Genomic DNA, 20902 nt, shown 5'->3' with positions numbered 1-20902 from the left:
CCAACCGGTTGAAGGCGGAAGGGTCTGGATTTGCTCGACGATATGGGGATTTTCTGGCGCGGCGTGGTGCTGGGCGTCATCATCGCGGCACCGGTGGGACCGATCGGCCTGCTTTGTATCCGCCGGTCGCTGGAACGCGGCCTGCCCACCGGCTTGGCCACCGGCCTGGGCGCGGCCCTGGCCGATGCGTTTTTCAGCGGTATTGCCGCCTTCGGTATCACCGCCGTGCTGAATGTCATCACCAACAACATGCCGCTGCTGCAAGTGGTGGGGGGATTGTTCCTGCTGATCGTGGCGGTCCACAGCCTGACACAGGAACCCAAACCGCTGGCTGCCGAACCGGTGGCCGGCAATCTGCCTGCGGCGGTCTTTTCCGGCCTGTTCCTGACCGCCACCAACCCTGTCACCATCCTGGGCATGAGCACATTGGTCGTCGGGTTCGGCAATACGCGCGGGCCGGTGGAGGATGGGACCCTGGTTGGCGGCATCTTCATCGGTTCGCTGCTCTGGTGGGTGTTCCTTTGCGCCGGCGTTACCCTGCTGCGCCGCCATGTCACGGCCCGGACCGTGCATTGGATCAATATCGGCACCGGGGTGATCCTGGGCCTTCTGGGCGCCTACACCCTGGGCAGTGCCCTCTGGCACTGACCCGACCCTGCGGTGGTCGGTGCCGTGCCCGTGCTTGTGCGGATGGCCTAAGCCGCGATCGCCGCCCTGGCGCCAGACGCACTTAACCAGTTGGTAAGGTTTTGGCTCTCTGTTATGGATCGTATACGAAATCCAGGGAGCTTCAATCGGACATGAAGTACCTATTGCTGGCCACAGCGGCCCTGACCTCCACCTTGGCCTTCGCGGCCGAACCCTCGTTCGATATGAAACGTGTATCGGAAGATATCCGCGTCATGTCGGCCGATGATTTCCAGGGCCGCGCGCCGGCCACCGTGGGGGAGACAAAGACCGTCGAGTTCCTGATCGACCGGATGCAGGCGGCCGGGTTGGAACCGGGCGGCAGCATCGGCCCGGATGGAAAGCGCGGCTGGACCCAGGATGTGCCGCTGCGCATGTCCGACATTGTGGGCAAGCCCACCCTGTCCCTGACCTATGGCGGCAAGACCCATTCCCTGACCCAGGCCAAAGACATTGCCGTACGCGCGGCGCTGACGGGCCAGGACCATGTGTCCATAAAGGCGGCGCCGCTGCTGTTTGTCGGGTACGGCATCAAGGCGCCGGAACGCGGTTGGGACGACTTTAAGGGCCAGGACGTCAGGGGTAAGATCCTGGTCGTCCTGATCAATGATCCGGATTTTGAAGGCCCGGAAGGCAAGTTTGGCGGCAAGGCCATGACCTATTATGGCCGCTGGACCTATAAGTATGAGGAAGCGGCCCGTCTGGGTGCCGCCGGTGTCATCATTGTGCATGAAACCGAGCCCGCCTCTTATGGCTGGGCCACGGTCGCCAGTTCCAATCCCAACACGATGTTTGACATTGTGCGCGCCGATCCAACCACGGCGCATACGCCATTTGAAAGCTGGATCCAGCGCGACCTGGCGGTGGACCTGTTCAAGGCCTCGGGTCTTGATTTCGAGAAATTACGGGCCGAAGCGCGCAAGGAGAGTTTCCAGCCGGTCCCGTTGAAAGCCACATTGTCGGCCGACTACCAGGTCAAGACTCAGATCATCACCTCGAAAAACGTGATGGGCCGTCTCACCGGCACCACCTACCCGGACGAAACCATCGTCTATTCCGGGCACTGGGACCATATTGGTGTCGGGGAACCCGACGCCAATGGTGACAGCATCTTCAACGGGGCGCTGGACAATGCCTCGGGCATTGCCAGCCTGCTGGAACTGGGTCGGGCCTTCAAGGCAGCAGGCCCGACCCAACGGTCGGTGCTGTTCCTGGCGGTGACAGCAGAGGAGAAGGGCCTGCTGGGTTCAACCTATTATGCCAGCAACCCGGTCTATCCGCTGGCCAAGACCGTGGGTGTCATCAATATGGATGGCACGATCGGACCCGGCCCCGCCAAGGATTTCACCATTTCCGGTACGGCCAAGTTGGGGCTGCTCGACATGCTGATCGAGGAGGGCGGGAAGGTCGGTCGTACCTATACGCCCGACCCGCGGGTGGAAGCCGGCGGCTTTTTCCGTTCCGACCATTTCCCCTTGGCCAAGGTTGGCGTGCCGGCCATCTCCTTCGGCGGCGGCATGGATCTGGTCAATGGCGGTGTGGCAGCAGGCAAGGCCTGGCGCGACGCCTATATCAAGGACAAGTACCACCAGCCCGATGATGAATGGTCGCCGGACTGGAACCTGGAAGGGGCCCGGCTGGATATGAGCCTGCTCTACACGCTGGGACGGCGTCTGGCCGATGGCCGCGAGTGGCCGAACTGGAGCCCGGACAGCGAATTCCGCGCTGCACGTGACCTTAGTGCAGCGGAACGGAAATAAAGAACGGTCTTTCCCTCACCCTGCCAAGCCTGACGAGGTGGAAAGGGTGAGGGAAACCCTGCCTGTGCCAGCATCCTCTACGCAGTCAAAAAACCCCAACTACCCCGTTTCCAGCCGCATCTCCCCCTGTTATCATCCGGTCATGATACCGCTAACAATAACAGTGCCCAGGGAGATGCAAATGACGATATCGCTGAACCGGCGTCAGGTCATGACGACCGCGCTGGCTGCTGGCGCCGCCATGTCGTTGCCGTCAGGAGCGGCGGCGACCGGTCCGTCGCTGAACGACCTGGCCCGGCAGTCGGGCCGACGCTTCGGGTCCTGTGTGGGCACGGGCCGTCCCGGCACCCTGACCGGGACCTTCGCCGATCCCGCCTATCGTGACCTGCTGGTGGCCGAATGCGGGCTGTTGGTGGCCGAAAATGAGATGAAATGGGGGGCGTTGCGCCCGTCCGCCGATCTGTTCAGTTTCGACCGGGCAGAAATTCTGTTGAATTTCGCCAAAGAAAAGGGACTGGCCTTCCGGGGCCACACATTGCTCTGGCACCATGTCAAATGGTTGCCCGCCTGGCTGAACAGCCATGATTTCGGCGCCGATCCCGTCAAGGGCGTGGAAAAGATGCTGACCGACCATGTCGCCATGGTTGCCGGTTCCTACAAGAACCGCATCACCTCCTGGGATGTGGTGAATGAAGCAGTGGACGCCGATACCGGCCTGATGCGCGAAACCGCCTTCACCCGCCATGTGCCGGCGGAGACGGTGTTGGACATCACCTTTCACAAGGCGCGCGAAGTGCTGCCGCAGGGCCAGCTTGTCTATAATGACTACATGAGTTGGGAACCTGGCCACGCCAAGCACCGCGACGGGGTGCTGCGCCTGCTGGAAGGGTTCCGCAAACGCGGCACACCAGTCGATGCGCTGGGGGTGCAATCCCATATCATGGTGATTGATGGTGGCCCGCGCTATGAAGAAGCGGCCTGGAAACGCTTCATTGATGAGGTGGTGGGCATGGGCTATGGGTTGCTGATCACCGAATTCGATGTCAACGACAAGGGGCTGCCCGGCGACATCGTTGCCCGCGACCAGGGGGTGGCCGATTATGCCCGTGCCTATCTGGACATGATGCTGTCCTATAAACAGACAGGCGACGTTCTGGCCTGGGGCATGGTCGACAAATATTCGTGGCTGCAGGGTTTCACCCCGCGTACCGACAAGAAACCACAACGCTGTTGCCCGTATGACGAAAATTTCCAGCCCAAACCCCTGCGCGAAGCCATTGCCGCGTCCTTGCGCGGGGCGGTGACGCGGGGTTAGTCCACCGCTGCTCCTTGGCGGCACCCTCCCATCGGCGCCCGTCAATGGGAGGGTTGAGGGCAAATGACACAGATGCACCATTCAACGGGATGAAAAATCCGTCTGCCGCGTTTATGCTGATGACAGGCGGACGAGATCCCGATGCATGATGATCCCTTTCACCAGGAACTGACCCTGCACCTGACGGCGCTGCGCCGTTATGCCTTCGTGCTGACCCGGTCGGCGGAGGAGGCGGAGGATCTGTTGCAGGATTGCCTGGCCAAGGCGGTGGCATCAGCAACGCAATGGCGACCGGGCAGCGATCTGAAGGCCTGGCTGTTCCGTATTCTCTACACCACCCATATCAGCCGCCGCCGCCACCAGCAGGTGCGCCAGCGCACTGTCGGCATCCTGGCAGAGGGCATGGCGGAAACGGTACAGCCGGCCGACCAACTGGCACGGGTGGAGGCGGCACAGGTGGTGACGCATCTTCAGGCCCTGCCAGAGGGGCAGCGCCAGGCCATCCTCATGGTGGCGGTTGAAGACCTGAAATATGACGAGGCGGCCAAGCGCCTGGGCATTCCCGTCGGCACCTTCATGTCGCGGATCGCGAGGGGACGGGAGGCCCTGCGCCGTGCGCTGGAAGGTGAAGAACGGTCTGGCCCGATGCTGCGCCTGCTGAAGGGGGGCAGAGATGGCAGATGACATGGCGGCGGACGGGATCGAGGACAGCGACCTGCACGCCTTTCTGGATGGCGAACTGGAACCCGCGCGCGAAGCGCAGGTCCGGGCTTGGCTGCTGGCCAATCCTGACGCCCATGAACGGCTGGCCTGTTATGCCGAACAGCAACTGGCCCTGGCCGCCGCAGCAGCGGAGCCAGCCTGGCCAACATTGCCGGCACCCTTGATCCAGGGACTGGAACAGGCCCTGCGCCGCAGTGTCTGGCGCCAACGCCTGTCACGGGTTGCGGCAACGGTGCTGCTGCTGGCCGTGGGCTGGGGCGCCAATGAAGTGCTGCGACGGCCCGTCTTTGCCGGCCTGCCCGATTATGCGCAGGAAGCGATGGATGCCCATGCCGTTTTTGCCAATGATCCTACCCGGCCCGTGGAAATACCCGGCACCAGACCAGACGACATTCGCCGTTGGCTGACGACCAAACTGGGCGAAGAGGTGACCGTTCCCGACCTTCGCCGGATGGGCCTGTCTTTGGTCGGCGCGCGGGTCCTGGGGACGGAGGAGGGACCGGCAGGCCAGCTTCTCTATGAAGATGCTCTTGGCCATCGCATGACCCTGTCACTCGCCCCGGATGAGGGGCTGGCCCCCGATAGCCCGGTCATGGAGGCGTTCCATGGTCTGGAGGTGAGCATGTGGCGGTCTGAAGATTTCGCCGTGGCCGCCATTTCCAGCGACCTGCCGACGGAAATGGAACCGCTGATACTGGCCGTTGACAAGGCTCTGGATACGGCTTCCCGATAAACACCCTGCTGGTGCAAAAAAATCCAGTCCTGGCGGGATGAAAACGCGCCGTGATGCGTTTTTCATTTTATGACACTGCACATTGCCTCACGCCCTTTCAAACCCGGCGGTCCGCCCGCCCGGCCCCATGTCTGGGAGCGCCGGCTTGGCCCGGCCCTGGCCCAATATCCTGTCCTGGTGATCGGCACCGATCGCCGCACTTCCGTCGCCAGCGCGACCAATCGTCGGCCCGTCTCCGGGCCATGGCGCTGGCGCGGACATCAGAGCCGATTCCGGCGATGACAATGGCTATCCCCCTGCCATCCCACCCACAGCCTGGTCATGGTGAACCTGCGCCCTGGTTCATCACCCGTTGTGGCGAAATTGCGGAATTCCACCTGTCCAGCCTGGGCGGGCGGCATGTCGTGCTGCTGTTTCCTGGACTGGATCAGCAGGCGGCCACCCAGGCCATCAATCTGTTGGCCACCTGGGTCGTGGATGTGCCGGAGCGGCATTGTATCGGCTTTGGCGTGATCCCGCCCGAAACGGCCCCGGCGGCGCGTACCACTTGGCCACGCCTACGCTTTTTTCAGGAATTTGGCGCACAGGCGATCGCCCGGCTTTATGGGGTTGATGGCACGGGCGGCTGGGTGGTGCTGGACCCGATGCTGCGGGTGCTGATGCGCGGCCCGCTTGGCGACGGGCCATCCATTCTGGGATGGGTGAAGCTGTTGCCGGCGGCGGGCCTGTGTGCGCCGCCCGACATGCCGGCGCCGGTGCTGACCCTGCCCCATGTGTTCGAACCGGCATTCTGCCGACTGCTGATCGACCTGTACAAGGCCAATGGGGGGCAGGATTCCGGCTATATGCGCGAAAAGGATGGCAAGACGGTCGGCATTATCGACCATAGTTTCAAGCGCCGCCGCGACATGCTGATCACCGATCCGGCGGTGTTAATGGAGGCGCGGGCCCGAATTGAAAAACGGCTGTTGCCCATGTTGACCCGGTGTCTGCAATTCCGGGCCACACGCATGGAACGCTTTATCGTTGCCTGCTATGACGCGGCCGAACAGGGGTTTTTCCGCCCGCACCGCGACGATACCACACGTGGCACCGCCCATCGTCGCTTTGCTGTCACCATCAATCTGAACGCAGAAGAGTATGAAGGCGGGGATCTGTGTTTCCCGGAATTCGGCCCCCGCACCTATCGCGCGCCCACTGGCGGGGCCATCGCCTTCTCCTGCTCCATGCTGCATGAGGCGAAACCCGTGACCAGGGGTGTGCGCTATGCCTTCCTGCCGTTCCTCTATGACGAGGAGGGGGAGCGACTGCGTAGGGCCAATCTGGCTTTCCTGGCCGATCCCCAGAATGGCGGTTACAGCGCCAGTAACCAGCGCACATCATAGGTGATGTCCACCGGCCGCGCTGCATCCAGCAAGCGCATGGCGCGGCGCAGGGTGGCAGATGGCAGCCGGGTCGGCGCATAATCCGCCCCGATCCCACGCAGGGCATGCAGGAAATGCCGGGCATCAGCATGATGTTCGACAAAATCCTGCCGCTCCACGCGTCCGCCGGGGCCCAGCCAGCGTGACAGGGTGGCCCCATCCGGATAGGCAGGGCCAGCCCCCGGCGCCCCCGCCGCCGCCAGGGCCGCGCGCCATTGCGCGAACGTATCCACGCCCAGGGTCGCCACCAGCAACATACCGCCCGGTGCCAGCATCCGGCGCCAGCGCGCCAGCGCACCCGCCGCATCCGGAAACCATTGCAGCGCGAGACTGGAACAGATCAGGTCATAGGGGCCGGTCACGGCGGGTGCCTCGCCATCCATCACCGCCACGGTGAGGCGAGGGTCGGGGGACAGTCGCTGGCGGCAGGATGCGACCATGGTGGGCGCTATATCGCTGGCCAGCCAGGACCCGATCCGCGGCAGCCGCGACAGCGCCGCCGCCGTCAGCAGCCCGGTCCCACAGCCGATTTCCAGCACCCGTGCCCCGTCGGCCAGGGGCAGGGTGCCCAGCCGGTCCGCCAGGGTGGCGGCAATGCGCGCCTGCACCCGGGCCGAGGCATCGTACCCCCCGGCGGCGGCGGCAAAACGCCCGGCCACCCGCCCCTTATCCGCCGCCGTCAGCATCGCGCCACCAGGGCCAGGATATGATCAGCGCAGAGACGGGGATGGGTGACCGGCAGCCCATGACCCGCCCCGGCCACCATCACCGGATCAGCAAAGCAGGCGGCGCTGTGGGCCGGCGGGACGATGACATCATCGGCCCCGCACAGGGCCAGATGCGGGCTGGCGAAAACTCCGAATGCCTGCCGCACATCAATGGAGCCCAACAGGTCAAGACCCTGTGCCAGAAGATCAGCAACCGGCGGGTCGGCAGGCAGGGGCAGCCCGGCGCGGGCATGGAAATCCGTCAGCACAGCCACCGGGTCGGACAGCAGCCGGCGGCGCATGGTTGACAGCACACGCGTCGGCGTGCCGACAGGAAAGTCGGGGGCGGCGCTGAACCGGGTGAAGCCGTTGATGGCGGCAAACCCCGCCAGGGCCGGGCCATGGGCCAGCAGCCAGGCGGCCCCCAGGGAATGGCCAATGCCGATCACAGGGCGTTTTGTCACTTCCGGCGGTACCTCTGTGACCATATCTCCCGCCGCCACGCCCCGCGCGCACAGTTCGACGCGGACAGGGTCCCACAGGCGGGGTGTGCCGGCCCAGCCATGCACAAACAGGAACAGGGGGCTGGTCATCCGGGCAGGCCCAGGCCCGGCGGTGGCAGACAGGACAGAACGGTCAGCAACTGGCCTGCCGTGTGATCATCCAGCGCTGCCGACAGCGACAGGCGCAGGCGCGACGTGCCAGCGGGCACGGTCGGGGGCCGGATGGCGACAGCCAGGAAACCCGCCATCTCCAAAATCTGCTGCAAGCCCAGGGCCGCCTGTTCGGTGCCGGCAATGACGGGAATGATCTGGGTGCTGCTGGCCCCCGTGTCATAACCGATGGCCTGTACCGCCATGCGGACCGCATCCGCCATGCTGGCCAGCCGCATGCGCTCCATATCCAGCGACGGGATGACATCCAGCGCCGCATCCAGCGCACCCAGCACGGCCGGCGGCGGGGCCGTGGTATAAAGGAACCCGGCGCAGCGGTTGGTCAGATAATCAATCAACAGACGTGATCCGGCGACATAGGCGCCAAACCCGCCAAACGCCTTGCCCAGGGTGCCCATGGTGACGGCGATACGGCCTGGCAGTTCCGCCGCCAGCCCCCGTCCCTCCGGCCCCAGCACGCCGATGGCATGCGCCTCGTCCAGATAGACGGGCGCGCCGTAACGGTCGGCCAGATCGGCAATCGCGGCAAGGTCGGCGCGGTCGCCATCCATGCTGAACACAGACTCGGTCACCACCATGCGCGGGCCGGACCCCTCTTTCAGCAGGTCTTCCAGATGGTTCAGGTCATTATGCCGAAACCGCTTGGCCTTCACGCCGTGGGAAAACGCGCCGTTCAGAATGCTGGCATGGGACAGACGGTCGACCAGCAGTTCCGCCTCCCCACCCAGCAGTTCGGCCAGGGCGGGCAGCAGGGTGGCATTGGCCTGGAAGCCACTGCCAAACAGCAGGGCGGCTTCGGTGCCTAAAAACGCCGCCAGCTTTTCCTCCACCTCCCGATGCGCGGTCAGGGTGCCACAGATCAGGCGCGACGCGCCGCTGCCCGCCCCGAACCGGGCCACATATTCGGCGGCACGGTCAATGATGCCGGGGTCCTGGGCCAGACCCAGATAATCATTGGACGCCACATCGACCAGCACATTGCCGTCGGGCAGACGCAGGCGGATACCGTCACGGTCATAGGCACGCAAGGTGCGACGGCGACCCGCCATGTCCAGCGCATCCAGCGCCTGAGCCGCCAGCATGTCCAGCCAGCCGGCAGCCCCGCTCATGGGTGACCCCGTTCAAGCACGCGGGTGATCGCCCCCGTCAGACGCATCACATCCTCCTCCGTCGCCGTAAAGGCCGGCGTCAGATAGAGAATATCGCGGAATGGCCGTATCCACACCCCTTCGGCCAGCAAAAGCCGCTTCAAGGCGCGTAAATCATTGATCCTATCCATTTGCACCACGCCGATGGCCCCCAGCGTGCGGACATCGACCACGCCGGGCAGGCCCCGGCAGGGTTCCAGTCCCGCCGCCAGCCAGCCCGCAATGGCCGCCACCTGCGCCATACGATCGTGTGATTCGAAGAGGTCGAGCGAGGCATTGGCCACCGCGCAGCCCAGCGCATTACCCATATAGGTCGGCCCGTGCATCAATGCAGCTTGGGGGTCATCCGACCAGAAAGCATCGAAGACATGCCGGCGGGCGATGGTCGCGGACAGGGGCAGGGTGCCACCGGTCAGCGCCTTGGACAGGGTGATGATATCGGGCACCACGCCTGCCGCCTGACAGGCAAACATCGTGCCCGTGCGGCCAAACCCTGTGAAAATCTCGTCAAAGATCAGCAGCAGACCGTAGCGGTCGGCCAGATCACGCAGGCTGCGCAGGACGGCAATGTCATGGAACAGCATACCGCCCGCCCCCTGCACCAGCGGTTCCACCAGAATGGCGGCGATCTGGCCGGCATGCTGGTCCAAGAACCGCTCCAGGGCCGCCAGACTGTCGGCGTCGCGGGGCAAGGGCTGTACGAAATGCTCTGGCAGCAGGCCGGTGAACAGGGAATGCATGCCCTCTTCGGGGTCGCAGACCGCCATGGTGGCGATGGTGTCGCCATGATAGCCGCCGGTGAAGGACAGGATCTTGGACCGTCCCCGCTCGCCTCTGTTCAATCCGTACTGGATCGCCATTTTCATGGCGACCTCCACGGCCACCGACCCGCTTTCGGCGAAAAACACCCGCTCCAGATCACCGGGCAACAGCGTGGCCAGTCTTGTGGCCAGTGTCAGGGCCGGTTCATGGCAGAGGCCGCCGAACATCACATGCGGCATCCGCGCTGCCTGTGCCTCCAGTGCGGCGCGCAGATGTGGATGGTTATAGCCGTGACAGGCCGTCCACCAACTGGCGATACCGTCGATCAGCACACGCCCATCGGCCAGATGGATGCGCGTGCCCTCCGTTGCCACCACGGGCAACGGTGGGTCGGCATGTTTCATCTGGCTGTAGGGCAGCCAGACATGCCGCATGCCGTCATCCAGCCAGACGGGGCTGCCTGTCATTCGCAGGCGTCCGCTTCCACCTCGACCTGCATCGACCGCAGGCCCAGCTTCTGGAACAGCTTGGCGTCCCGCGCCTGGGCCGGGTTCGGCGTGGTCAGCAGGCGTTCACCATAGAAAATGGAATTGGCACCGGCGGCAAAGCACAGGGCCTGCATCTCATCGCTCATATCCTCGCGCCCCGCCGACAGGCGGACGACACTGGCCGGCATGGTGATGCGGGCGACCGCAATGGTGCGGACAAACTCGATGGGATCGACCTGTTCGGCCTTATCGAGCGGCGTGCCCTCCACCTTGACCAGCAGGTTGATCGGCACGCTGTCCGGGTGCTGCGGCAGGGTGGCCAGGGTACGGATCAGGCTGGCGCGGTCCTCCCGCCCCTCGCCCAGACCCATGATGCCGCCGCAGCAGACATTGATGCCGGCATTGCGCACGGCGTCCAGCGTGTCCAGACGGTCCTGATAGGTGCGGGTGGTGATGATGTTGCCGTAATGCTCGGGCGAGGTGTCCAGATTGTGGTTGTAATAATCCAGACCCGCATCCTTCAGCTTCAGCGCCTGATCGGGACGCAGCATGCCCAGGGTGACGCAGGTCTCCATGCCCATGGCCTTCACGCCCTCCACCATGGCGCAGACCGTGTCCAGGTCCTGATCCTTGGGCGAGCGCCAGGCGGCACCCATGCAGAAGCGGGACGCACCCTGTTCCTTAGCAGCGCGCGCCTCGGCCAGCACCTTTTCGACCTGCATCAGCTTGGACGCCTTCAGGCCGGTGTCGAACTGCGCCGATTGCGGGCAGTAATTGCAATCCTCCGGGCAACCGCCGGTCTTGATCGACAGCAGCGTGGAGATCTGCACCTCGTTCGGGTCGAAGAACTGCCGGTGCAGGGTCTGGGCACGATAGAGCAGATCCATGAAGGGCAGGTTGAACAGGGCCTCCACCTCTCCTTGCGTCCAATCATTGCGGATCGGATTGCCGGCCAGGGCGGCGTGCGGGGCAGTGGCGGCGATGCTCATCTCTCATCCCTTCAACAGGAAAAGCGGGTCAGGGCTAGTGGTATAAAACCTGTTACACGATGCTGTCAGGACCCAAATGCAGGCCAGCATCCCCCATCCTGCATGGGGGGGTTGAGGGAAAGGGGGGTGGTAGGGTAACCACCTGCTCCACAAGCAAACAATGGATTTGACCATGCGCCCCCATTTTGTCACCGCCACCGGCACCGATATCGGCAAGACCTTTGTCAGCGCCTGCCTGCTGCGGCACTGGCGGGCGGCGGGGCGGGCGCCGGATGCATTCAAGCCACTGGTCAGCGGGATCGATCCGGAGGACCCGACGGGCAGCGATCCTGCCGCCCTGATTGACGCGATGGGCCTGGACCTGACGCCTGATACGCTGGACCGGGTGTCGCCCTGGCGATTTGCCGCCCCGCTGGCCCCCAACATGGCAGCGCGACTGGAGGGGCGGCAGGTGCCTTACAGCGCCATGCTGGCCGCGTGCCGCCGGCGCATTGCCGATGCAACCGGCCCGTTGCTGATCGAAGGGGTGGGGGGGGTCATGGCCCCGGTGGATGATGGGCGCACCGTCCTGGACTGGATGGCCGAACTGGGTCTGCCCAATATCCTGGTGGCCGGTACCTATCTGGGCACGATCAGCCATATCCTGACGGCCCATGCGGTGCTGCGCGCGCGCGGATTGCGGGTGACGGCCCTGGTCCTGTCCGAAACACCCGGCGGGACCGTACCACCGGCCGATACGGCGGCGACCCTGGCCCCGTTCCTGGACGGCCTGCCCATTGTCTATCTGCCCCGGCTGGCAGCCGGGTGCTTCGAACATCCGGCGATCACACAGCTTCTGGGCCATGTGGATTAAGCCCTAGCCGCCTGGATATCTATCTTTCGTGCGGGGACGTGGCACTACTGGCAACAATCAGACAAGTTGATGGCGGGCCTACGCCTGCCGGGGCACAGGGGTTCCGGTTTTGCAGATTTCCAACCGCATCGATGATGGCGGGCTGAGCCCGCGTACCATTGTTCTGCTCACGGCAGCTTTGGTTCTGCTGGTCCTGATTGCTGCCCTGGTTGCCGGTGAGCAGCAAAGGGAGCGCTATCAGGCGGAAATGGACGTCCGGCAGCGTAACGTGCTGTTGCAGCGGGTCAGCATCCTGACACGCACGCAGGACGATCTGCGAATGCAATTGCAGTTTCTGTCCCAGTCCCCGCCGATTCCGGGGATCGTGCGGGCAGAGGCCACCGGCTTTGATGCGGAGGAAAATACCGAGGGCAGTCGCTGGCGGCGGCGGCTGGAAACCGTGCTGGCCGGTTATGCCCTGTCACGGCCCGGCGTTGAACGCATGGCCTTGCTGGCCGTGGGGCAGAAGCAACCCGTGGTGGCCGTGGAAAGCCATGATGGACAGGCCCATAGCGCCGGACAGGCCGGGGGCGCCCATCCGGACAGTGACCTGCTGGGCCTGCTGGCACAGCGACCGGTGGGCGATATCGTGATTGCCGATATCGACCTTGACCGCCGGATGAACGGGTCGGTGGCCGATCCGCCCCGGCCCTTGCTGCGGCTGGCAACCTCCGTCCCGGCACTGGATGGCACAACCTTCGGCATCATGACCATGGCGGTTGATGCGCGCGGGCTGATGATTGATCTGGTGAATGACCTCAACCCGATCTATCGCGTTTACCTTCTTGATGCGGCTGACAATTTCCTGCTGCACCCCGATCCGGGCCGCAGTTTCGGCATGGCGCGCGGCCGTCCCTGGCGCTGGTCTGACGAATTTGAACCGCTGGAGTCCGGCGTCCGGGAAGCCAACGGGGCAATGACCTTCCATGGTGCGGAGGGCCACATCCATGTGATGCGCCAGCGCGTGGCGCTGGACCGGACGGACCCTAACCGGTTCGTCACCCTGGTTGTCGCGGTGCCGGATCAGGTGATCGCGGCCCACGCCGCTATGGTGCGGTACTGGGTGGCCGGACTGGGCCTGCCATTGGCCGGGCTGATGGCGCTGCTGCTGGTGTTCAGCCGCCGGTCCCATCGCCGCGACCGGGAACTGGCGGCCAGCGATGCCTGGCTGGGGGCCATCATCGACAGCGCCAGCGATGCCGTGATCGGCCTGGATGGTCAGGGTGTCATCACCAGTTGGAACCCTGCCGCGACCCGCCTGTTCGGGCGGGCGCCGTCCGATGTGCTGGGCCTGTCCACCCTGGCGCTGATTGTGCCGCCGGGGCTGGAGCCACAGGAACGTGACCTGCTGGACCGTGTCGGACGGGGGGAGATATTGGTCAATCTGCGTACCCGCCGCCAGCGCAGCGACGGCCGCATCATTGACGTGTCGGTCACAGCCACCCCCGTACGGGGAGCCCATGGCATAAACGGGGCCGCTCTGGTCATCCGTGACATTACCGAACAGGTGGCGGCAGAAACCAGCATCCGCGAGATCAACAGCCGACTGGAACAGCAGGTGCGCGAACGGACCATGGAGATCGAGGCCCTGGCCGCCCTGCGCAACGCCATCCTGCATTGCGCCGGGTCCGCCATTATTGCCTGTGACCGGGCCGGTACGATCACCCTGTTCAACCCCGCCGCCGAAAGCATGCTCGGCTATGCCCCGGACGAGGTGGTGGGAAAGGCCACACCGGCCCTGTTCCACGATCCTGCCGAACTGGCGATGCGCGGCGCAGCAATGCATGCCGATGGTGAACATCTGCTGCTGTCCGCCATGGATGTGCTGTCCGCCGATGCCCATCATGGCGGTGTCGATACACGGGAATGGAGTTTTCTGCGCAAGGATGGCACCCGGCTGCCGGTGCTGCTGGCCGTCACCACGCTGGCGGACCGCAGCGGCGGCATCGCCGGCTACCTGATCATCGCCACGGACATTTCCGTGCAGGTGCGCGATGCCGCCCGCCTGCGCGATGCGCTGGCAGGGGCCGAAGCGTCCAGCCGGGCCAAATCCGCCTTCCTGGCCAATATGGGGCACGAGATCCGCACCCCTCTGAACGGCATCATCGGATCAGCCCATCTGGTGCTGGATGAGCCGTTGAGCGACAGCCAGCACACCCATATCGACAGTGTCCGGCGGTCCGCCAGCGCCTTGCTGTCCATCGTCAATGACGTGCTGGATTATTCACGTATTGATGCCGGACTGCTGATGCTGGAACCGGCGCCGTTCCGGCTGGCCGACCCGGTGGCGGCCGTGGCCGACCTGTTCGCACCGGTCATCCGCACCCGACCAGTGGCGCTGGAGATCAGCCTGGACCCCGCCTTGCCGGACTGGGTCCAGGGGGATGCCGGGCGGATGCGGCAGATCCTGGACAATCTGGTCGGCAATGCCGTGAAATTCACGACGACCGGTACGATCACCGTCGCCCTGCGCCGCACCGGTATGCAGCCGGATGGCAAGGTGGATATGCAGGTTACGGTCAGCGACACCGGCATCGGCATGGCCCCCGAACAGGTGGCCCGGCTGTTCCAGCCCTTCGCCCTGGGCGATGACAGCCACCGCCGTCAGCATGGGGGCACGGGCCTGGGTCTGGCCTTGACCCAGCGTCTGGTGCAGATGATGGGCGGAACCATCCGGGCCGAAAGCACCCAGGGGCAGGGCAGCCGCTTCATCATCAATCTGCACATGACCCCGGTCGATCCGCCGGCCAGCATCACCAGCCCCACCCAGCCAGCCGCCAGTGTCAACCTGTTCGAAGATATGTCGGGCCTGGGCGGGGCGCGGATTCTGGTGGTGGAGGATAATGACCTGAACCGGCTTGTGGCCAAGGGGTTCCTGGATCGGGCCGGTGCTGTCACCACCCTGGTGGAAAACGGGGCCGAAGCCGTGGCCGCAGTCGAGCGGGAGCGGTTTGACCTTGTCCTGATGGACCTTCAGATGCCGGTGATGGACGGGTTGGACGCCACCCGCGCCATCCGCGCCCTGGCGGTTGGCCGTGACCTGCCCATCCTGGCGCTGACAGCGGCCGGGCATGAGCAGGACCTGCGGGCCTGCCTGGATGCAGGCATGGATGACCATATCGACAAACCCTTTGTACCCGCCCTGTTCCTGGCCACGCTGCGCCGCTGGCTGGCTGCCGGGGTGGCGGTGGTGCCGCCAACCCCGGTGACACAGCCGCCGGTACTGGCGTGGCCACAGCCCATTGCCGGGATCGATACGGAACAGGCCATGGGTCGGGTCATGGGCAACCGCGCGCTGTTTGAAACCATCCTGGACCAGTTCGTCGCCCGTTTCGACGGGCTGGGCGAACGGCTTGCCAGCCAGCTTTCGAACCAACAGATTGATCGGGCGGTCGCCAAGCTGCATGAATTGCGCGGTGCGGCGGGCAATATCTCCGCCCTGGCGGTTGCCGAAAAGGCAACGCTGCTTGAACGCGCCTTGCGGGAGGAACCGGCGGCGGACCATGCGGCGGGTCTTGCCGCACTGGCGGGGGACCTGACGGCACTGGTGGCGGCCATCCGGGCACGACCCCGGCCGCATCCGGCCGAAACCGTGCCCGTTCTGCCACCGCCCCCGACCGGGGACCCGCTGGAACCGCTTGATCTGGATGAGTTACGCGCGGCCTTGCGGGCAAAGCGGTTGACGGCGCTGGACACGCTGGAGATGCTAAAGGATGACTTGACCCGACGGCTGGGGACGGACAAGGTCCGGGAGTTCGCCAGTCTGGTGGAGGCCCTGCGCTTTGAGGAGGCGCTGGCACTTCTGGAGAGGGAGTTTCCTGTTTGATCCCTGGCCTGCCCTTTGTCCATGCACCGGACAAGCCGCGCATCCTGATCGTTGATGACGATGTGGGGACGATCCGCCTGTTGGCACAGGTGGTCCGTGAGTTGGGCGATGTCCGCTTTGCCACCGGCGGAGCCGATGCCCTGACGGCTGCGCGGACAGAAAATCCTGATCTGGTGCTGCTGGACGCAGAGATGGAAGGGATGGACGGGTTCGAGACCTGCGCCGCCCTGCGGCGGTTGCCGGGGATGGAGGCGGTGCCCATCCTGTTTGTCACCTCCCACACCGGGGTAGCGGTGGAGATCCGGGCGCTGGCGGCGGGGGCGGTGGATTTCATCACCAAACCCTTTCACCCCCACATCGTAGAAGCCCGGGTACGAACCCATCTGGCCCTGAAACAGCGCACGGATGCGCTGATGCGGCTGGCCACCATGGATGGCCTGACCGGTATTGCCAACCGCCGCGCCTTTGACGGCGCGCTGGCCCAGGAAACAGAGCGTCTGGTCCAGGGCGGGGTGGGGCCCCTGTCCCTGATCCTGGCCGATGTCGATCATTTCAAGCGCTATAATGATTTTTATGGGCACCAAGCCGGCGATGATTGCCTGCGGGCGGTGGCCGGGGCTCTGTCCGGGGCCCTGCGCCGCCCAGGCGAGATTGCGGCCCGGTTCGGGGGAGAGGAATTCGCCATCCTGCTGCCCGGTCACGATGCTGACGCCGCCATCATGGCCGCCGAACGTCTGCGCCGGGCCGTGGCCGCCCTGTGCCTGGCCCATGTTGCCCGACCTGATGGGGATCTGGTCACCATCAGCGCCGGCGCCGCATCCCTGACCAGTCCCGGTGACGCCGCATCCCTGGTCGCCGCCGCCGACCAGGCGCTTTACCGCGCGAAGGCCAGCGGCCGCAACCGTGTGGCCATGGCGGGGTAAGGCCCGCCGGCATTGCCGCCGGATGCCGGGCGGCTTTGCCTCGTCCACTGCCCCTTACAGATCGTCAAACTCCTCCAGCACCATCGGTTCGGCCAGGCACGGCATCACCACGGGCACCAGTTCCTGAAACCAGGGCGTGGTGCAATGGACGTCGCGGAAATAATCCTGGGACGGGTGCTGTTCAATGGCAGCATAGGCGTGGTCGCGGCCGCGGATTTTCTTGAACAGATAGACGGTGACGTCGGGCTGATTGGCCAGGACCTTGTCGGTTAGTGCCGACATGGCGGCGACGAATTCCGCTTCCTTCTCGGGTTTCACGTAAAGTTTGGCGACGATGGTATACATGGGCATTCCTTCCGGTCAGGCGGCGGCCCCGGCCGCCAGTTCCGCTTCAAGTTGCTGACGCAGCTTGTATTTCTGGATCTTGCTGGTCGACATCGGCCATTGGGTCACAAACCGCACATGGCGCGGCACCTTGAAGCTGGAGATTTTGCCGCGGCAATAATCCAGCACTTCCTGCGCCGTCAGCGCGCTGCCCGGATGCAGTTCGATGAAGGCGGCCGGCACCTCCACCAAACGGGGATCGGGCGCACCGACCACCTGGCACATTTTCACCGCCGGATGGGTGCCGATATAGGCTTCGATCTCCGCCGCGGCGACATTTTCCCCGCCGACCTTCAGCATGTCCTTGGTGCGGCCATGGAACATGATGTTGCCGTCAGCATCCAGCGACCCGACATCGCCCGTATGCAGCCAGCCGCCCTGCAGCGCCTCGGCCGTTTTCGCCGGGTCCTTGTAATAGCCGTCCAGCAGCCCAGGGCTGCGCACCAGGATCTCGCCCTTTAGACCCGCCGGCAGGGTCTCACCAAAGGCATCGACGATCTTCACCTCGATCCCCGGCAAAGGCCGGCCCAGCCGTGTGGTGCGCACCTCGTAGGGGTCGTGAAGGCTGCTGGTGCAAACGGTGCCCGCTGCCTCTGACAGGCCATAGGTGCCGACCTGGATGCAGTTGGGCATGGCCTTGGCCAACATCTCCTTCATCGCCCCTGTCTGCACCGCCAGCGACGAATTCATCAGGCGCACGGATGACAGATCGGTGGTGGCAAAGTCCGGATGGTGGATCAGGTCCACCATGATGGGCGCAAAACAGGGGTAAGTGGCCGTCACCTTATGTGTTTCCAGCATTTTCAGCGCCACGCCGGCATCAAAATGCTGCATCGACAGATAGGTGCCGCCCTTGGCATAGATGGCGACCAGCGGCAGGATGGCCGCGATATGGAACAGGGGCAGCGGCGACCAGAACCGGTCGCGGTCGGTCAGCTCATACCGCTCGGCCAACGCCTGGGAGGTGCGGACAATCGCTTCATGGCTGATCAGGCAGCCCTTGGGGTTGGACGTGGTGCCGGAGGTGTACAAGATGATCCCCGGCGCGCGCACCCGCGCAAAGGCGCGGCGTTCATGCACGGCCTCGTCCGTCACCGTGTCCGCCAGGGCGCCGAACTGGTCGGCAGTGACGGTAAATTGCCGGCCACCATCGCCCAGCAGGATGATCGACCGCAACCGCGGACAACCCTTCAGACCCAGGGCCATCGGGTCTGTCTGGTCAGCCAGACCGTCCAATCCCTCACACAACCGGTCGATAAAGTTAAGCTGATCGGCAACCTGTTCGGTGGTGATGATGGTGACCAGATCGGCATTGTCGGTGACATAGGCCAATTCATGTGCCCGGTAACGGGCATTGATCGGCACCGTCACCCCACCGGCCAGGGCCACGCCGAACAGGATATCGACAAACTCGATACAGGAAGGCAGCAGCACGCCGACATGGTCGCCGGGCTTGATGCCCATCGCCATCAGCCCCTTGGCATGGCGCATGGCGCGGGCAGCCAGATCACGATAGGTCAGGCTTTCATCGGGAAAGATCAGCGCGTCCGTGTCGGGCCAGGTGCGGGCGGCCGACAAAAGCAGGTCGCCAAGCGTGGTGGCATGGATGAACTGGTCGGCCTTGCTCATGCCGTCGATCCTTTCACGGATGCGTTCAGCGGATGGAAATATTCCCGCACATAGGGCCCGTCGAAACACGGGATCATCTGCGGCACAATCTCGGTGAACCAGGGCGTGGATTGATGCTCATGTTCTGCCGCCTCGTCGGGGAAACTTTCCACGACAACAAAGCGACCGGGGCCGTCGGCCCGGTAGAAGGCGTAATAGAGGGTCTTCGGCTCATGGGCCCGGACCTTTTCCGTCAGGGAAGTGGCGAGGCGGATGAACTCCGCCTCGCAGTCCGGCTTCACCGTAAATCGGCTGATGAAGAAGATCATCGCGGCTCCCCCGCCGCCATGTAGCGGTTCAGTTCGACATGGAAATGACGCAGGCGCTGCTCCTGCTCGCCGAACAGCATGCCGTTGAAACCGCGCGACCGCAGGCCCTGCTGCACCACAGGCAGAAGCTCGCTGTCCTGATCCAGCACCAGCCCCAGATTGGCCGGTTCACCCAGCGGCACATGCACACAATCCGGCCGCACCCGACCAGAAATGTCCGTGCCTTCCGGCAGGCCCATCCAGGCCGGCACATCATAATTGCCCGCCGCTTCCGCCACGGCTCCCACGGGCCGGAACAGGATGGTGATATCGTAGAAAAAACGCTCGGGATCGTCCGGATGCGGGATGAATCGCATCAGGAACACGCCTTCGGGATGGCAGCCGATCTGCACATTGGGGAACAGGCCATACGCAAAACTGTCGGTCAATTGCGCATCGGTCAGTTTCTCATAGCCCAGACCCAGCCGTTCAGCCCGCTCCCGCTTGGCCTTCTGGGCCGCCTCACGCACTTCCTGGGCGGTGCCGGTGAAGCCGGCCGGGTCGAGCGCGGCATCGGGCATCATCATTTTCAGCCCCTCATTCACGCCCAACTGGTCGGGGACGCGCGGGCTGGGCCGGTAGAACGGAATGCACATCCGGCTCATGCCATTGGGGAACAGGTCGTACTGGACGAAATAATCCTCCATCACGCCCTGGGTTTCCGGATGGACCGCATGCAGGTGATAGACCTCGTAAAAGGCATCGACACCAATCTTCCAGTTGGCAGCCCATTCACTGCGCACCTGACGGACCACATGCATCTTGTCGATCTGGTAACTTTCCAGATGCGCCGCGACCGGCCCCAGCCAGGTGCGCAGGTCGGGCGCGTCCGGGTTCATGGAAATAAACACCAGACCGGCCAGTTCCTCACATTTGACTGCACTCATGCCCGGATTGTGACACACCACCTCTGGCCGGAACGTCTCGCGGTCGGTGATGCTTTTCAGGCTGCCATCCAGGTTGAATTTCCAGCTATGGAATGAACAGGCAAATCCGTTCGACAGGCTGCCAAGGGCCGTATGCACCAACCGGTTACCCCGGTGCGGGCAGACATTATAGAAGGCGCGCACCTGGCCATCATCACCCCGGACCACCACGATATTCTCGTTGCCGATCTCAAAGGTGGCGAAATCCCCTTCCTCGCGCACATCGCTGGACGGGCAAGCGATCAGCCAGGTCTTGGTCCACAGCTTGTCCCATTCCTGCGCCATCCAACCCTTGTCGTAATATTGGGCCGGGTCGAATTTTTCGGTGCCATTGTCAATGAAGGGCGCCTTGGCGTCGATATCACCCGGCTTGGCCTTCGGATTGACCGACCAGCCCTTGCGATAATCAAAAGACGAACTGATCCCATCCATGGATGATCCTCCCAGATCGCGGGTTCCCAGGAACTTCTTGTCGGGGGGTGGGGTGCGCAGGTCGCAACATTGCCGACAAAGGGCGAGTGCCCAAACCGATCCCGTTTGGTTTGGAAAAATATACACACAATGC

18 protein-coding genes are annotated in these 20902 nt (G+C 64.2%); 9 read left to right on the top strand and 9 right to left on the bottom strand.

What is annotated here, in order from left to right; all coding sequences use genetic code 11:
* Positions 1-30 precede the first annotated feature (30 nt).
* The 6 genes from CHU95_RS05105 to CHU95_RS05075 all read left to right on the top strand — a co-directional run bounded on the left by CHU95_RS05105 (position 31) and on the right by CHU95_RS05075 (position 6603).
* Entirely contained in the window at positions 31-648 is a 618-nt protein-coding gene (locus CHU95_RS05105; RefSeq protein ID WP_094454392.1) for a LysE/ArgO family amino acid transporter, read from the top strand.
* Between the two features lie 152 nt (positions 649-800).
* Entirely contained in the window at positions 801-2447 is a 1647-nt protein-coding gene (locus CHU95_RS05100; RefSeq protein WP_094454390.1) for a M28 family metallopeptidase, read from the top strand.
* Positions 2448-2628: 181 nt separating this feature from the next.
* On the top strand, positions 2629-3762 hold the full coding sequence (locus CHU95_RS05095; protein WP_094454388.1) for an endo-1,4-beta-xylanase: 1134 nt from the start codon (positions 2629-2631) through the stop codon (positions 3760-3762).
* Between the two features lie 141 nt (positions 3763-3903).
* Positions 3904-4446, top strand: a complete 543-nt coding sequence (locus tag CHU95_RS05090; protein ID WP_094454386.1) for a sigma-70 family RNA polymerase sigma factor — start codon at positions 3904-3906, stop codon at positions 4444-4446.
* On the top strand, positions 4436-5218 hold the full coding sequence (locus tag CHU95_RS05085) for an anti-sigma factor family protein (RefSeq protein ID WP_094454384.1): 783 nt from the start codon (positions 4436-4438) through the stop codon (positions 5216-5218). Before CHU95_RS05090 ends, CHU95_RS05085 begins: the two co-directional genes overlap by 11 nt.
* A 284-nt stretch (positions 5219-5502) precedes the next feature.
* Positions 5503-6603: a 2OG-Fe(II) oxygenase gene (locus tag CHU95_RS05075; protein ID WP_207762382.1), complete on the top strand. Its 1101-nt coding sequence runs from the start codon at positions 5503-5505 to the stop codon at positions 6601-6603.
* Here CHU95_RS05075 and CHU95_RS05070 read toward each other — a convergent pair.
* Genes CHU95_RS05070 through bioB form a run of 5 tightly spaced genes read right to left on the bottom strand, consistent with a single transcriptional unit; the run spans position 6573 to position 11410 of the window.
* Positions 6573-7328 (bottom strand): methyltransferase domain-containing protein, encoded by a 756-nt coding sequence (locus CHU95_RS05070; protein WP_094454378.1) that lies wholly within the window; start codon positions 7326-7328, stop codon positions 6573-6575. The two genes, CHU95_RS05075 and CHU95_RS05070, sit on opposite strands and share 31 nt — an antisense overlap.
* Positions 7322-7942 (bottom strand): alpha/beta fold hydrolase, encoded by a 621-nt coding sequence (locus CHU95_RS05065; RefSeq protein WP_094454376.1) that lies wholly within the window; start codon positions 7940-7942, stop codon positions 7322-7324. The genes CHU95_RS05070 and CHU95_RS05065 overlap by 7 nt, the downstream gene beginning before the upstream one ends.
* On the bottom strand, positions 7939-9132 hold the full coding sequence (locus tag CHU95_RS05060; RefSeq protein WP_245837888.1) for an aminotransferase class I/II-fold pyridoxal phosphate-dependent enzyme: 1194 nt from the start codon (positions 9130-9132) through the stop codon (positions 7939-7941). The genes CHU95_RS05065 and CHU95_RS05060 overlap by 4 nt, the downstream gene beginning before the upstream one ends.
* Positions 9129-10400: an adenosylmethionine--8-amino-7-oxononanoate transaminase gene (locus CHU95_RS05055; protein WP_094454374.1), complete on the bottom strand. Its 1272-nt coding sequence runs from the start codon at positions 10398-10400 to the stop codon at positions 9129-9131. The genes CHU95_RS05060 and CHU95_RS05055 overlap by 4 nt, the downstream gene beginning before the upstream one ends.
* Entirely contained in the window at positions 10397-11410 is a 1014-nt protein-coding gene (bioB, locus tag CHU95_RS05050) for a biotin synthase BioB (RefSeq protein WP_094454372.1), read from the bottom strand. The genes CHU95_RS05055 and bioB overlap by 4 nt, the downstream gene beginning before the upstream one ends.
* Before the next feature lie 172 nt (positions 11411-11582).
* On the opposite strand from bioB, the gene bioD reads away from it, so the two are divergent.
* The 3 genes from bioD (at position 11583) to CHU95_RS05035 (ending at position 17051) form a co-directional block, all read left to right on the top strand.
* Positions 11583-12263, top strand: coding sequence for a dethiobiotin synthase (gene bioD, locus CHU95_RS05045; protein ID WP_094454607.1), 681 nt, complete (start codon positions 11583-11585; stop codon positions 12261-12263).
* A gap of 109 nt (positions 12264-12372) precedes the next feature.
* Positions 12373-16128 (top strand): PAS domain S-box protein, encoded by a 3756-nt coding sequence (locus CHU95_RS05040; protein ID WP_094454370.1) that lies wholly within the window; start codon positions 12373-12375, stop codon positions 16126-16128.
* Entirely contained in the window at positions 16125-17051 is a 927-nt protein-coding gene (locus CHU95_RS05035; protein ID WP_245837886.1) for a diguanylate cyclase domain-containing protein, read from the top strand. The genes CHU95_RS05040 and CHU95_RS05035 overlap by 4 nt, the downstream gene beginning before the upstream one ends.
* 54 nt (positions 17052-17105) lie before the next feature.
* Here the strand turns inward: CHU95_RS05035 and CHU95_RS05030 are convergent, their stop codons facing one another.
* The 4 genes from CHU95_RS05030 to CHU95_RS05015 are packed head-to-tail and all read right to left on the bottom strand — an operon-like array spanning position 17106 to position 20769.
* Entirely contained in the window at positions 17106-17396 is a 291-nt protein-coding gene (locus tag CHU95_RS05030; protein ID WP_094454368.1) for a putative quinol monooxygenase, read from the bottom strand.
* Between the two features lie 15 nt (positions 17397-17411).
* Positions 17412-19064 carry a class I adenylate-forming enzyme family protein gene (locus CHU95_RS05025; RefSeq protein WP_094454366.1) on the bottom strand — a complete coding sequence of 551 codons (1653 nt, stop codon included), beginning with the start codon at positions 19062-19064 and terminating at the stop codon, positions 17412-17414.
* Positions 19061-19372 (bottom strand): putative quinol monooxygenase, encoded by a 312-nt coding sequence (locus tag CHU95_RS05020; protein ID WP_094454364.1) that lies wholly within the window; start codon positions 19370-19372, stop codon positions 19061-19063. Before CHU95_RS05020 ends, CHU95_RS05025 begins: the two co-directional genes overlap by 4 nt.
* Positions 19369-20769, bottom strand: a complete 1401-nt coding sequence (locus tag CHU95_RS05015; protein WP_094454362.1) for an aromatic ring-hydroxylating dioxygenase subunit alpha — start codon at positions 20767-20769, stop codon at positions 19369-19371. Before CHU95_RS05015 ends, CHU95_RS05020 begins: the two co-directional genes overlap by 4 nt.
* Between the last annotated feature and the right edge of the window lie 133 nt (positions 20770-20902).

Origin of the sequence: Niveispirillum lacus (genome assembly GCF_002251795.1) — a bacterium.
GTDB lineage: Bacteria > Pseudomonadota > Alphaproteobacteria > Azospirillales > Azospirillaceae > Niveispirillum > Niveispirillum lacus.
The sequence above is the reverse complement of the archived record's forward strand: the minus strand, read 5'-3'. Positions and strand labels throughout refer to the sequence as shown.

Coding starts and splice junctions, on each gene's coding strand:
- CHU95_RS05055 (WP_094454374.1), bottom strand. CDS start 10,400: ATGACAGGCAGCCCCGTCTGGCTGGATGACGGCATGCGGCATGTCTGG.
- CHU95_RS05015 (WP_094454362.1), bottom strand. CDS start 20,769: ATGGATGGGATCAGTTCGTCTTTTGATTATCGCAAGGGCTGGTCGGTC.
- bioB (WP_094454372.1), bottom strand. CDS start 11,410: ATGAGCATCGCCGCCACTGCCCCGCACGCCGCCCTGGCCGGCAATCCG.
- CHU95_RS05020 (WP_094454364.1), bottom strand. CDS start 19,372: ATGATCTTCTTCATCAGCCGATTTACGGTGAAGCCGGACTGCGAGGCG.
- CHU95_RS05090 (WP_094454386.1), top strand. CDS start 3,904: ATGCATGATGATCCCTTTCACCAGGAACTGACCCTGCACCTGACGGCG.
- CHU95_RS05065 (WP_094454376.1), bottom strand. CDS start 7,942: ATGACCAGCCCCCTGTTCCTGTTTGTGCATGGCTGGGCCGGCACACCC.
- CHU95_RS05030 (WP_094454368.1), bottom strand. CDS start 17,396: ATGTATACCATCGTCGCCAAACTTTACGTGAAACCCGAGAAGGAAGCG.
- CHU95_RS05025 (WP_094454366.1), bottom strand. CDS start 19,064: ATGAGCAAGGCCGACCAGTTCATCCATGCCACCACGCTTGGCGACCTG.
- bioD (WP_094454607.1), top strand. CDS start 11,583: ATGCGCCCCCATTTTGTCACCGCCACCGGCACCGATATCGGCAAGACC.
- CHU95_RS05085 (WP_094454384.1), top strand. CDS start 4,436: ATGGCAGATGACATGGCGGCGGACGGGATCGAGGACAGCGACCTGCAC.
- CHU95_RS05075 (WP_207762382.1), top strand. CDS start 5,503: ATGGCTATCCCCCTGCCATCCCACCCACAGCCTGGTCATGGTGAACCT.
- CHU95_RS05095 (WP_094454388.1), top strand. CDS start 2,629: ATGACGATATCGCTGAACCGGCGTCAGGTCATGACGACCGCGCTGGCT.
- CHU95_RS05070 (WP_094454378.1), bottom strand. CDS start 7,328: ATGCTGACGGCGGCGGATAAGGGGCGGGTGGCCGGGCGTTTTGCCGCC.
- CHU95_RS05100 (WP_094454390.1), top strand. CDS start 801: ATGAAGTACCTATTGCTGGCCACAGCGGCCCTGACCTCCACCTTGGCC.
- CHU95_RS05060 (WP_245837888.1), bottom strand. CDS start 9,132: ATGAGCGGGGCTGCCGGCTGGCTGGACATGCTGGCGGCTCAGGCGCTG.